Here is a 13,365-nt window from a genome sequence, read left to right as displayed (position 1 = left end):
ATTTTGCACAGGTATTTCATGACCTTGCGCCTGGTCCGCCAGCCTGTACTTTATAAAGAAAGAATATTATGTTAGCAACTGATACGGCACTGGTGCTGTTTAGCGGTGGGCAAGATTCCACCACCTGTCTGGCCTGGGCCCTGGAACACTATAGCCGGGTAGAGACCATCGGCTTTGACTATGGCCAGCGCCATGCCATCGAGCTGACGGTGCGCCCGGGCCTCTTGGCCAGGATGCGCGAGCACTCGCCCCAGTGGCGCGAGCGCCTCGGCGAAGACCATATGATCGACCTGTCGCTGATCTCGGCCATTTCCGATACGGCCATGACGCAGGACGTGGAAATCGTGATGCAGGAAAACGGCTTGCCGAACACTTTTGTTCCTGGCCGCAACCTGCTGTTCATGACCGTGGCCGCCACCGTGGCCTACCGCCGCGGCCTGACGGTGCTGGTGGGCGGCATGTGCGAGACGGATTTCTCGGGCTATCCCGATTGCCGCGACGACACCATGAAAGCGCTGCAAGTGGCGCTGAATCTGGGCATGGCCACGCGCCTGAAGCTGGAAACGCCGCTGATGTGGCTGGACAAGGCGCAAAGCTGGGACCTGGCCGAAAGCCTCGGCGGCCAGACCCTGGTCGACCTGATCCGCAGCGACACGCATACCTGCTACCTGGGCGAGCGCGGCCAGCTGCACGCGTGGGGCTATGGCTGCGGCACGTGCCCGGCCTGCGCGCTGCGCGCCAACGGTTATCGCCAGTACGTGGCGGGCAAGGCGGCTTTGCCTGCACCGTGATCGTGTGGTCTTTTTGATACAAAGATACAAAGTTTGCAACAGTGCTTGCGCTGACGTAGTATCGTTGACATCCGCTACCGACGGTGGCGGCGCGTTCGCGCGAACTTCGATCCGTTTTCCAGCCCGCCATGAACAGACGCGCCTCGCCGTTGTCGTCAAGATCGCACCGCCCGCAGTGGGTGGGTCCGCCGCTGTTCGCGGCGCTGGTGCTGTTGCTGGGGCTATGCCTCAGTTACGGCGCCTGGCGCGCCGCCAGCGATGCCAGTGAACAGCAGCTGCGCGCCGATTTCGATTTTCGCGTGCGTGAACTGGTCGGCAGCATTACCGGCCGCATGCGTACCTACACCGACCTGCTCAATGGCGTGCAGGGTCTGTACGCCAGCTCGACCGACGTCACGCGCGATGAATTCCACTCCTATCTGTCGGTGCGCGACCTGGCCCGCCACTACCCCGGCATTCTGGGCATCGGCTACCTGCCGCTGCTGCCGGCGTCGCAGCGCGCGGCGCACGAGGCGCGGGCGCGCGCGCAGGGCTTGCCTGGCTATGCCATCAAATCGCCGGGCGCGCGGCCCTTGCTGGCGCCGATTACCTATCTGGAGCCGCTCAACGCCAGCAACCTGCGCGCGATGGGCCACGACCTGCTGGCCGAGCCGGTGCGCCGCGCCGCCCTGGAGCAGGCACGCGATACGGGCCAGGCGGCCATGACGGCCAAGCTCAAGCTGTTGCAGGATAATGGCGCCAGCGACACGGTGTACGGTTTTTTGCTGGTGATGCCGATTTTCGACAACGCCCTGGCGCACGACAGCGTGCAGCAGCGCCGCGCCGCCTTGCGCGCCTGGGTGTTCGCGCCGTTCCGCATGCAGGACCTGATGCGCGGCGTGGGCGGCGAGGCGTCGCGGCTGCTGGACCTGGAAATCTACGACGGTGAGCAGCTGGACGCCGGCACCCAGCTCTATGACAGCCTGCCGGCGGCACAGCCGGCGCCGGCCAGACTGTCGGCGACCCGGGCCGTGACCATCGCCGGCCATGTCTGGACCGTGCGCGTGCGCGCGCTGCCTGCGTTTGACGGCGAGTTGCTGGCCCGTCCGCGGGTGGTGGGCTGGACCGGCCTGTGCGTCAGCCTGGCCCTGGCGCTGGCCACCTGGTTGCTGGCAGTCAGCCGCTACCAGGCGCAGCGCTCGCTGGCGCGCGCCAATGAAATGGCCGGCCAGCTCGAGCAAGGCCAGGCCAGCGTGCTGGCGATGGCCGAGGCGGCGCAGCGCAGCCAGGCGATGCTGCGCAACATCCTCGATTCCACGCTCGACGGCATTTTGGTCGACAATCGCGACGGCCATATCTTTACTTCGAACCGGCGCTTTCGCGACCTGTGGCAGGTGCCCGACACGCTCGACTGGCAGGCCGATGGCGCGGCGCTGGCGCTGCATGTGCAAAGCCGGCTGGAGCAGGCCACGCCCTTTCTCGACGCGCTGCGCCACGCGCCGCACGGCCACCGCGAGCAGCGCGACCTGCTGCACCTGCGCGACGGCCGGGTGATCGAGCAATATATCCGCAGCATGCAGCTCGGCAATGAGCAGGCCAGGCTGTGGACCTTCCGCGATATCAGCGAACGCAGCCTGGCCGAGCGGCGCGAAACCACGCGGCGCCAGGTGCTCGAAATGCTGGCCATCGGCGCGCCGCTGGAACGAGTACTGGAAAGCGTGGTGCTGGGGGTACAGGCCGACCATCATGCCATGCTGTGCAGCATCTTGCTGCTCGATGAGGGCCGCCACCGGCTGGTGCTGGGCGCCGCGCCTTCGCTGCCGGCATTCTTCAACCTGTCGAGCCATGGCCACGGCCTCGACATGCTGCGCGGCGTGCATGGCGTGGCGGCGCTGGCGGTGCGCAGCGGCCAGCGCATCAGCGTGCCCGACTTGCGCGCCGCCGAAACCCTGCCGGGCGAGATGGAACTGGCCGGGCAGGCCGGGTTGCAATCGTGCTGGGCCGAACCGGTGCGCGGCGGCTCGGGCAAACTGCTCGGCGTGCTGATGGCCTACCACCGCCAGCCGCTGGCGCCGGGCGCCTCGCACCTGGCGCGCCTCAGCGAGGCGGCGCACCTGGCCGGCATGGCGATCGAGCAGGCGCAGGTGGCGCAGGCGCTGCGCGCCGGCGAAGCACGTTTTCGCAGCCTGTACGACCACGCGCCGGTGGCTTTGTGGGAGCAGGACTGGTCGGCCGTGCGCGCGGCGCTCGATCTTCTCGATCAGCCGGACTTGCCGGCGTATTTCCAGCGGCGTCCTGACGAACTCAAGCGCCTGGCCGGCCTGGTGCGCATTCTCGACGCCAATGGCGCCGCGCTGGCGCAGGTGCGGGCCAACCTCGACGACCAGCGGCGGGGCAGGCTGGGCCTGGCGCAAAATTTTGACGACGCCGCCTTGCCGGCGTTTGGCGCGGCGCTGCTGGCGCTGGCCGGCGGCGCCCATGTGTACGAGTGTGAAAGCAGCTTTCAGCGCCTCGATGGCGCGGCGCGCCAAAACGAGCTGAGTTTATTGGTGATGCCGGGTCATGCCGACAGCCTGAACTTCGTGATGGTCTCTTCGCTCGACATCACCGAACGCAAGCGCATGAATGCCGAACTGCTGCAACTGGCCACCACCGATTTTCTGACGGGCCTGCCGAACCGGCGCCAGTTCATGACGGCTTTGGCCAACGAACATGCGCGATTGCAGCGCGAGTTGGCCAGCGTGGCCACCGTGCTGATGCTCGATATCGATCATTTCAAGCGCGTCAACGATGAGCACGGCCACGCGGTGGGCGACGTGGTGCTGCGCCACCTGGGTGCGCTGATGTGCCAGGCGCTGCGCAAGGTCGACGTGTCGGGCCGCATGGGCGGCGAGGAATTCGCCATCCTGCTGCCGGGCACCGGCATGGCGTCGGCGGCCGTGTTTGCCGAACGCTTGCGCGCGCGTGTCGCCGACAGCTCGGTCGGCATCGACGGCGGCGCGCTACTGAGCGTGACGGTCAGCATCGGCATGGCGGCCATGAGCGGCACGGACGCCGGCTGCGATGCGGTGCTGGCGCGCGCCGATGAAGCGCTGTACCGCGCCAAGCGGAGCGGCCGCAACCGGGTGGAACACCATGATGGCGGCAACGGCGGAGTGCTGAGCCAGTTCATGGCCAGCTGATCACAGCCCGGACTGGCGCGCCCTGGCCTGGCTGCGGCTGCGGCTCGACAGCAACCAGACCATGGCCACAATGACCAGCAGCGGCAGCAGCACCGGTGCGCTGCAGGCCAGCAAGACCAGCACCAGCACGCCGCCGCCGATGACGATGCCGGCCACCATGAACAGGCCGACGCTGGCCACCACCACGCCCGCGACGACGGCCGCACACAGCAGCGCGAGCAGGGCGATCAGCAGGCCGCCGCTGGCAAACACCAAACCGAACAGCCACTCCAGCGGGCCGTCGACATCGTCGCCGTTGAAATGCATGTGCATGTCGCCGGCGCCGATCTTGTCGAGGAACAGGCAGGCCAGCACGAGGATCAGGGCAAACGCGAGTATTTTTTTCATGGCAGGCCTCAGGCAGTTGAATGGGAAAAAGCATGTTCACACTGTAGCGGCGCGCCTCCGGCCCGGCCAGGCGCGTGCGACAGGCGGTCGTTTTTGCGGCATGGATGGCGCATGCGCGGTGCATGGTGTCAAACAAGATTTCTTTTCTTGTAATACGCCGATGGCGTCCTATACTGAACACTCACATTTGCAAGGAGGGCACCATGCTTGTGACTGCAGCGAACGGGGATCAATCGCTATCCCTGCCACACCACCGAACCACGCGCCAGCGTAGCGCCGTCAAGTCTTGCGCCGAGCCTGTCGGTGCGCCATCGGCCATCCCGCCGATCATCATTACCCCCTTTAATTATCGCGTGCCGCTGCCGGCCATCGACCCGCGCTGGACACCGCCCGGGCCACCGCTGACCTGGCCGGCGCGGCCCGCCATGTCGATGTGCTGAGCGGGCTGTAGCAAGGTGGGGCGGCATGCCGTTTGGCGTATGCCAAACGCGGCACGGCAGGGCGATTTCGTCTATCATGCAGGCCCCACCCTCCTTCACGAGCACCGCCATGAGTACCGATCTTCCCGAGTTTTCCGATCACCTTTCCGAGCAGGATGAAGCAGACAGCGACGCCCCGATCCAGGAACCGCGCCTGTGGACAGGCAACGGCTGGACCGCGCGCGTGATCAAGAACGAGGAAGACGAAGGCTGGGCCGTGGCCATGATCAAGGATGGCGAACCGGAGCCGGCCCTGGTCGGTCCGTGGACCATGGGCCGCGACAAGAAAAACCCCAAGCCGCTCGACGTGAACGCGTTTAACACCCTGGTGAAAACCGCCTCCGAGGTGCTGCGCCGCCACGAACAGCAGCTGCATGCGCAACTGCACAAGAGTTTATACGTGGCCACCGACGAGGGTCAGGTCAAGGTCATGTTCGACATCGTGCCCGACGAAGAGCACCCGTACGCCGAGCTGAGCGCCTACGACGCCGACGGCGAACAGATCGCCAAGGTGCGCGCCCCGGCCGCATTCAAATTCAACGCCACCGCGGCGGCCAACTGGATCGAGGGCGGCTACCGCAAACCCTGACCCGGCGCCACCTCCGGCCACGGCCAACAATGTTGTCGGATTACGCGAGGCACTACCTCCGGCCCCGGCCAACAATGTTGTCGGATTACGCGAGACACTACCTCCGGCCCCGGCCAACAATGTTGTCGGATTACGCGAGGCTGCGCCTCGCTAATCCGACCTACGCTTCGGCACTCAACGTAGGTCGGGTTAGCGCACAGCGCGTAACCCGACAACATCGTCGGTGCCATTCGTCTCTCTCCTGTAAGCCAGCCGGTACAACAACGGCAGCACCAGCAAGGTCAACACCGTCGACGACAATATGCCGCCGATCACCACCGTGGCCAGCGGACGCTGCACTTCGGCGCCGGTGCCGGTGGCGATCGCCATCGGCACGAAACCCAGTGAGGCGACCAGCGCCGTCATCAACACCGGCCGCAAGCGCGACAGGGCGCCGTCGCGGATCGCCTCTTGCAGCGGCAGGCCCTGCTCGCGCAGCTGGCGGATAAAGGCGATCATCACCAGCCCGTTCAGCACGGCCACGCCCGACAGCGCGATAAAGCCCACCGCCGCCGAGATCGACAGCGGGATATCGCGCAGCCACAGCGCCAGGATGCCGCCGGTCAGCGCAAACGGAATGCCGCTGAACACCAGCAAGCCATCTTTCACATTGCCGAACATGGCAAACAGCACAATGAACACCAGGCCCAGGGCCAGCGGCACCACCAGCTGCAATCGCGCGGTGGCCGACTGCAGCTGCTCGAACTGGCCGCCCCAGCTGGTCCAGTAGCCGGCCGGAATCTTGACCTGGGATTGCAGCTGCTGCGTGGCCTCGGCGACGAACGAGCCGATATCGCGCCCGCGCACATTGGCGCTGATGACGATGCGGCGCTTGCCGTCTTCGCGGCTGATCTGGTTTGGCCCGGGCGCCACCTGCAGGCTGGCCACTTCGCCGAGCGGAATAAAGCGCGCGCGGCCTTCGGCAGTGGCGCCCTGGGGCAGGGCCAGCGGCAAACGCTTCAGTTGTTCCAGGTCGCTGCGCAGGCTGTCGGGCAGGCGCACCACGATGTCGAAACGGCGGTCGCCCTGGAACACGGTGCCGGCCTGCTGGCCGCCGATGGCCGTCGAAATCGCCGCCTGCACGTCGGCCATGTTCAGGCCATAGCGCGCCGTCTGCTCGCGGTCGATCTGCACTGTCAGCATCGGCAGGCCGCTGGTCTGCTCGACCTTCACTTCGGTGGCGCCGGCCACCTTGCCCAGCACGCCGGCAATGCGGGCCGCCGTCGCATCGAGCACGGCCATGTCGTCGCCATACAGTTTCACCGCCACGTCGCTGCGCACGCCGGAGATCAGTTCATTGAAGCGCAGCTGGATCGGCTGCGAGAACTCGTAGTTGCTGCCCGGCAGACTGGTGGCCGTGGCCTCGATTTCGGCCAGCAACTGCTCGCGCGGCTTGTTGGGCCGCGGCCACTGCGCGCGCGGTTTGAGCATGATGTAGCCGTCCGAGATATTCGGCGGCATCGGGTCGGACGCGATCTCGGCCGTGCCCGTGCGGGCGAACACGCGCTCGATTTCCTGGTGTTTGCTCATCAGCCTGGTTTCCAGCTGCTGCTGCATCGCCAGCGATTGCGTGAGGCTGGTGCCGGGAATGCGCAGCGCCTGGATGGCGATATCGCCTTCGTTCAGGCTGGGCACGAATTGGCTGCCCATGCGCGTGGCCAGCAGGCCCGACAGCAGCACGGCCACGGCGGCAAACACCAGCACCACCGGCGTATTGCCCATCACCTTGTCCAGCGCCGGCGCATACCAGCGCCTGGCGGCGCGCATGACGGCGTTTTCCTTTTCGGCCACCTTGTCGCCGATAAACAGCGCCACTGCGGCCGGAATAAAGGTGATCGACAGCAGCATCGCGCCCAGCAGTGCTATCACCACCGTCAGGGCCATCGGGGTGAACATGCGGCCTTCGACGCCGGTCAGCGCAAAGATCGGCAGGTACACCACCATGATGATCAGCTGGCCGTACAGCAGCGGCCGGCGTGCCTCGTGCGAGGCCGCGAATACCTCCGCAAAGCGTTCGGGCAAGCTCAAGCGCCGGCCCAGCTTGTGCTGCGCGTGGGCCAGGCGGCGCACGCAGTTTTCCACGATCACCACGGCGCCATCGATAATGATGCCGAAGTCCAGCGCGCCCAGGCTCATCAGGTTGGCGCTGACATGGAACCGCACCATGCCCGTAAACGTGAACAGCATGGCCAAGGGAATCACCATGGCCGTGATCAGGGCGGCTCTTATGTTCCCCAGGAACATAAAAAGGATGGCGATCACCAACACGGCGCCTTCCAGCAGGTTTTTCTTGACCGTATTGATGGCCTTGTCGACCAGCACCGTGCGGTCATACACGGTGACGGCATGCACCCCCTCGGGCAGGCTGCGGTTGATTTCCACCATCTTCTTGTCGACCGCCTGCGACACGGCGCGGCTATTCTGCCCGATCAGCATGAACACCGTGCCGAGCACCACTTCGCGTCCGTTCTCGGTGGCCGCGCCGGTGCGCAGTTCGCGCCCGATGACGACATCGGCCACGTCGCGGATGCGGATCGCCACGCCTTCGCGGCTGGCCACCACGATATTGGCGATATCGTCCTGATTGCCCACCTGGCCCGGCGCGCGTATCAGCAGCTGCTCGCCCTGGCGTTCGATATAGCCGGCGCCCACATTGCTGTTGTTGCGCTCGAGCGCGGCGACGATCTCCTGCAGGCTGATGCCGTAGGAGCCCAGCTTGTCCGGATGCGGCGCCACCTGGTATTGCCTGGCGTAGCCGCCGATGGCGTTAATTTCCGTGACCCCCAGCACATTGCGCAGCTGCGGCTTGATGATCCAGTCCTGGATTTCGCGCAGGTCGGTCGGCGTGTATGGCGTGCCATCGGGCTTTTTTGCGCCCGGCCTGGTTTCCACCGTCCACAGGTAGATTTCACCGAGACCGGTCGACACCGGCCCCATCTTCGGCGTGATGCCGGCTGGCAGGCTTTCCTTCGCCTCCTGCAGGCGCTCGTTGATCATCTGGCGCGCAAAATAGATGTCGGTGCCGTCCTTGAAAATCACCGTGACCTGCGACAGGCCGTAGCGCGACAGCGAACGGGTCTGTTCCAGTTTCGGCAGGCCGGCCATCGCCGTCTCGATCGGAAAGGTGATGCGCTGCTCGGTTTCCAGCGGCGAGTAGCCGGCCGCCGCCGTATTGATTTGCACCTGCACATTGGTGATATCGGGCACGGCGTCGATCGGCAGTTGCTGGTAGTTGTAGATGCCGAAGGCGGCCATGGCGGCCACGGCCAGCATCACCAGCGCGCGCTGGGCGATGGCAAAGCGGATCAAGCGTTCAAACATGATGGTGTCCCTGTTCTGGTCTATCAGTGCTCGTGGCCGGCGGACGCCTTGCCCAGCTCGGATTTCAAGGTAAAGCTGCCTTGCGCCGCATACGGCGTGCCCACCGCCAATCCCCTGGTGATTTCCGTCAGCTGGCCGTCGCTGCGGCCGGTAATCACCGGCGTGGCCTGGTAGCCATGCTTGAGCTGCACGAATACCGATGGTTTGTCTTCCACCGACTGGATCGCCGTGCTCTGCACGGTGACCGGTGCGTCCTGTTCGCCAGCGATCACTTCGACGCTGACAAACAGGCCCGGGCGCCAGGCCATGTCGGGGTTTTGCAGGCTGATGCGCGCCTTGGCCGTGCGCGTCTGCTCGCCGAGCAGCGCGCCGACATAGGTAATCGTGCCTTTGGCGCTGGCATTGAAGGCCGACGCTTTCACCAGCACCTTGCCGCCGACGCGCACGGTGGCCAGGTCCTTGGCCGGCACGGCGATTTCAGCCCAGACGGTCGACAGGTCGGAGATGACAAAGATATTCGCGTCTTCCTTGACCGCTTCGCCCAGCGTGATGTGCTTTTCCAGCACCATGGCGTCGAACGGCGCGCGGATGTCGTAGCGGTTCAGCGGCCCCTTGGCGCTGCCGGCGGCGCCCAGGGCCTGCAGTTTCTGCTGTGCGTTCTGCACCGCGATCTCCGCTTCGCGCCACGCCTGCTGGGCTTGCAGGTAGTCGAGTTCAGCCGAGATTTTTTCCTGCCACAGCATCTTTTCGCGCTCGTAGGTGGCACGCGCCAGCGATAGTCTGCGCTGGGCCGACAGCAACGCGCTGCGCTGCTCGGACAATTCCGTGCTGGCGATCACGGCCAGTACCTGCCCCTTTTTCACCAGCTGCCCCAGGTCCGCATGCACGGCCTCGACTACGCCAGCCAGGCGCGGCACCACGTGCGCCGTGCGGTCTTCATTGAAGCGGATTTCACCGGGCAGGGCCACGCTGGTCTGGATACGTCCCGGCGCGGCTGTGGCAATGACCACGCCGGCCGCCTTGCCTTGCTCGGCGCTCATCAGCAACAGCCCTTCGACTGGCGGCGCGGATTTTTCTTCGGCATGGGCGTGTTTCTCTTCTTCATGTGCATGGTCGTCCTTGGCGCCGCCATTGCCAAGAATCAGCAGTGCCAGCACGATGCCGGCGATAAGGATGGCCGCGATGGCGATCAGCTGTTTTTTGCTCAATGTGATATTCATGGCAGGCTTTCTTGCGTGGTCACGGGGGCGCCCAGCAGGCGCTCGAGTTCGGCGGCCGCGTGGTGCGCTTCGGTCAGCGCGCGCAGGGTCTGGTTTTTCGCTTGCAGCAAGGTGCGCTGGGCATCGAGCACATCGAGAAAGGCGAACTTGCCGAACTCGAAGCCCCTGCTGGCCGCGTCATAGGCGCTTTGCGCACCGGGCACGATCTCGTTTTGCAGGCTTTCGGCGTCCAGCCTGGCCGTGGCCAGCCGGTCGCGCGTCTGCGCCAGCGCTGTTTGCAGCTGCACCTGGGCGGCTGCCAGTTCGTCGCCGGCCTTGTCGCTGCGGCGCAAGGCATCGAGCTGGTTGCCGGCATTGCGGTCGAACAGGGGCAAGGGCAAAGCCAGGCCGATAATCGCCTGGTTGCGGCCCAGCTCTGCCGAGCGTTTCATGCCGATGCTGACGGTGACGTCGGGCGTGGCGCGGCGCTGTTCCACCTCCAGCATGGCCTGCCGCTGCGCCAGATGGCTGCGCGCCTGGCGCACGCCGGGGGCGGCATCGCGCCGCGCCGCCAGCTGCGCCGGCGAGGGCAGTGGCGGCAGCACATCGAGCCGCCCCTCGGCCTCGGTAAAGCGGGGCGCGCTGGCGCCCCACAGCGCGGCCAGGCGCTGGCGTGCCTGGGTCAGGTTGCTGCGCGCCAGATTGCCTTCCAGCCGCACACTGGCTTCAAGCACCTTGGCGCGCGTCGCTTCCACCGGCGAGGCCTTGCCGGCCGTCACGCGGCGCGCCGTGATGTCGCTGGCGCGCGCCGCCAGCGCCTGTGCGCTGTCGGCCAGGCGCAAGCCTTCCTGCGCGGCCAGCACGTCGGCAAACGCGGTGGTGACCGCGGCGCGCGTGTCGGCCGCTTGCAGTGCCAGCGCCGCTTGCGCCAGGTCCTGGCCGCGCAGGGCCACGGCGGCGCGCGCGCCGCGCTTGCCGCCCAGCTCGATCAGCTGATTGACTTGCACGGTGGTGCTGCGCGAGGCGCGGCGCGTATCTTCGAGCACGGTTTGCAGTTCGGGATTGGGCAGCGCCTGCGCCTGTTGCAAGCTGCCGCCCTGGGCCGCCAGTTCATGGCGCGCGGCCGACAGGGTGGGGTTGCCGGCTTCGGCCAGCTGCAGCGCGGCACCCAGGCTCAAGGGACCGGGCGCTTCCTGCTGCGCTTGGGCAAAGGCAGGCGCGGGCGCAATAAGGCCCAGCAATAGGCAATACATGAGTCGGTACATCGAATGCTCCTGATAAGGGAAAGAAATTCGACGGGACGTGTGTGCAGGCACGGCGCTTCACAGCGCGGCGCGATGACTAACAGTGAGAGCGTCCCGCCGGTCTAGGAAAGGACCGGCGACCAGTCGGGCCGCTTGGGCCCATCGGGAATATGCGAGACGTACAGGGAAAAAATGCTATCGATGGTCAGCGAGGCCGAGTCGAACACGGGCATGGTGGCGCCGGGCGGCAGCCAGGCATGGCCGATGCCGTGGCAGACGTTGCAGTCGCCGTGCGGCTTGGCCTTGGCTTTCAGGTCCTTGCCGGCGTCGTCGGGCTGCGGTTCGTCGTCGGCGCTGGCCTTGTGCTGGTGGCTGTGGTGGCCCAGGTGCTGGGCCGCCTTGCCTTCTTCATGCAGGCAATAGGCGCTCGCCGCGGCCCAGGACATCTGGAGCGGAAGCACGAACAGCAGCAGGAGCAGGAAGAATTTTTTCATCGCTGCGGCCATTGTACCGAATTTAACGCGGCTGGGCGCGCCAGTTTTTCAGCTGCTGGCCGATGGCCTTGCCCTGGAAAATCTGTGGTTCGGAATGCTCCTCTTCGCCCTCGCCGCTGTCCTTGAAGTCTTGCGCTTCGCGCGCGCGCACCAGTGTCTTTGCTTTCTCGAACGCTTCGGCAAAGCCCGCGCTGGTGGGCAAGGCTTGCTTGAAATACGCTTCGCTGAAGTAGGTGAACTCGGCCTGGTCGTCGCAGCCGAACGAAGTACGGTCTGGCCGTGCGGCCGTGATGATCAGGGTATGGTCGTCCTTCAAGGGGGCGATAAAGCCGCCCGAATAGCAGGCCGAGACGACGATCACGCGCCATTTGACGCCGCTGTGTTTCAGCATGCCGGCCAGGTCCTGGGCGGGCAGGCTGTGCAGGTCCATGCCGTTTTGCGCCAGCGCCAGCTGGTGGTCGGCCGAGCCGTGGCTGGTCAGGAACAAGAACAGCACGTCGTTGTTCTTGTCCATTTTCGCGCCCAGCGCGTCGAGGCTGGCGCGGAGGCTGGTGCGGGTGGCCATCGGCTGCTGCGCCACCGTGTTGCGGCTGTTGACCAGCACCATCGAGCGCCCGGCCGTGCCATAGTCGCGGTCGAACTGGCGCTGCACGAAGGCCGTTTCGCGGCGGAACACTTCCTGCGCGCCATCGCCGGCGACGCCGAGAAAATACAGATTGATTTTCTTTGCCGGGTCGCGCGGCAGCACGCCGGCCAGGGTTTTTTCCAGCAGCGCCGGCTGATTGTACAAAGCCAGTTCGATATTGTCGCGCGTGAGCTTGTCCGCTGCCGGGTCGTCGAGCTGCCCTTCGGTCCAGTTGCCGCTGTCGCTGGTGCGCCCGTCCGGCTGGGCGTGCGCGTAGCGCAGCACGCCGGCGCCGTCGAACAGGCCGTTGCTGAAGTGGCCCCTGTATTCGTCGCCCTCGGCGGTTTGCAATACGCCCTCGCCATCGAACTTCCAGTCCTTCAGTCCGCCCGTGTAGATGATGCCGTCGGGCGTACTGACCTGCATCTTGCCCTGCGGCTGGCCTTGCACGAACTGTCCCTGGAAGACCATGCCGTCGCTGTCGGTCAGCACGCCGGCGCCATGCGGCTTCCAGTTGCGAAAGGCACCGACATAACTGCCGTCCACGCCCTGGTAGCTGCCCTGGCCGTCGAAATTGCCCTTGGTGAAATGGCCGTTGTACACCTCTCCCCTGGGCGAGGTATAGCGGCCTTGTCCTTCGAACGCACCCTGGCGGAACTGGCCTTCGTAGCGCACGCCCGAGGGCTGGCGCAACACGCCCTGGCCGCTGAACACGCCACGCTCGAAGCCGCCTTCATAGTAGGCGCCGCTCGCGTATTCGAGCCGCCCCTTGCCCTGCATCTTGCCGTCGACCAGCGGGCCGAAATAGCGTCCGCCATCGGCCGTCTGCGCGGCCGGCACGCGCGCCGGCGCGGCGCACAGCGGCGGCAGGCCGAAGGCGGAAAACAGCAGCAGGCCGGCAAGGGTGTAGGGGCGGACTGCGGCGCGTAGCGATGTGTTCATGGGGAAATCTTGCGTGGACGAGCCCCTAGTCTGCCACTGTCGCCGGATGCTGGCAAATCCTTGCCGGTTTAACGTGCCAAGGGTCATGTGAACT

The 13,365-nt window shown here is 65.9% G+C and carries 10 protein-coding genes; 4 read left to right on the top strand and 6 right to left on the bottom strand.

Annotation, left to right across the window (positions count from 1 at the left end):
* The first annotated feature begins 68 nt into the window (after window positions 1-68).
* Together queC and ASR47_RS22445 are read left to right on the top strand one after the other, a co-directional pair.
* A complete protein-coding gene (gene queC / locus ASR47_RS22450) occupies window positions 69-791 on the top strand; it encodes a 7-cyano-7-deazaguanine synthase QueC (protein ID WP_065310036.1) in 723 nt (240 codons plus the stop codon).
* Between the two features lie 128 nt (window positions 792-919).
* Window positions 920-3,952, top strand: a complete 3,033-nt coding sequence (locus ASR47_RS22445) for a CHASE domain-containing protein (protein WP_065310035.1) — start codon at window positions 920-922, stop codon at window positions 3,950-3,952.
* Here ASR47_RS22445 and ASR47_RS22440 read toward each other — a convergent pair whose 3' ends face one another.
* Complete coding sequence (locus ASR47_RS22440) at window positions 3,953-4,339, bottom strand: hypothetical protein (RefSeq protein WP_082989111.1); 387 nt, start codon at window positions 4,337-4,339, stop codon at window positions 3,953-3,955.
* Between the two features lie 203 nt (window positions 4,340-4,542).
* Here ASR47_RS22440 and ASR47_RS27220 point away from each other — a divergent pair, with 203 nt between their 5' ends.
* A complete protein-coding gene (locus ASR47_RS27220; protein ID WP_150127937.1) occupies window positions 4,543-4,779 on the top strand; it encodes a hypothetical protein in 237 nt (78 codons plus the stop codon).
* Between the two features lie 109 nt (window positions 4,780-4,888).
* Window positions 4,889-5,407, top strand: a complete 519-nt coding sequence (locus tag ASR47_RS22435; RefSeq protein ID WP_065310033.1) for a hypothetical protein — start codon at window positions 4,889-4,891, stop codon at window positions 5,405-5,407.
* Window positions 5,408-5,596: 189 nt separating this feature from the next.
* Here the strand turns inward: ASR47_RS22435 and ASR47_RS22430 are convergent, their stop codons facing one another.
* From ASR47_RS22430 to ASR47_RS22410, 5 genes are all read right to left on the bottom strand, one after another.
* Window positions 5,597-8,767, bottom strand: coding sequence for an efflux RND transporter permease subunit (locus ASR47_RS22430; protein ID WP_065310032.1), 3,171 nt, complete (start codon window positions 8,765-8,767; stop codon window positions 5,597-5,599).
* 23 nt (window positions 8,768-8,790) lie between these two features.
* Window positions 8,791-9,987, bottom strand: a complete 1,197-nt coding sequence (locus ASR47_RS22425) for an efflux RND transporter periplasmic adaptor subunit (RefSeq protein WP_065310031.1) — start codon at window positions 9,985-9,987, stop codon at window positions 8,791-8,793.
* The gene (locus ASR47_RS22420) at window positions 9,984-11,231 is read right to left on the bottom strand and encodes a TolC family protein (protein WP_065310030.1); all 1,248 of its coding nucleotides are present in this window, start codon (window positions 11,229-11,231) and stop codon (window positions 9,984-9,986) included. The genes ASR47_RS22425 and ASR47_RS22420 overlap by 4 nt, the downstream gene beginning before the upstream one ends.
* A 101-nt stretch (window positions 11,232-11,332) precedes the next feature.
* Window positions 11,333-11,704: a cation efflux protein, CzcI family gene (czcI, locus tag ASR47_RS22415; RefSeq protein ID WP_065310029.1), complete on the bottom strand. Its 372-nt coding sequence runs from the start codon at window positions 11,702-11,704 to the stop codon at window positions 11,333-11,335.
* 22 nt (window positions 11,705-11,726) lie between these two features.
* On the bottom strand, window positions 11,727-13,271 hold the full coding sequence (locus tag ASR47_RS22410) for a C13 family peptidase (protein WP_065310028.1): 1,545 nt from the start codon (window positions 13,269-13,271) through the stop codon (window positions 11,727-11,729).
* Window positions 13,272-13,365 lie beyond the last annotated feature (94 nt).

Source organism: Janthinobacterium psychrotolerans (assembly GCF_001677885.1).
Lineage (GTDB): Bacteria > Pseudomonadota > Gammaproteobacteria > Burkholderiales > Burkholderiaceae_D > Janthinobacterium > Janthinobacterium psychrotolerans.
Note: the sequence above shows the minus strand (reverse complement) of the source record. Positions and strands in the feature narration are given on the sequence as shown.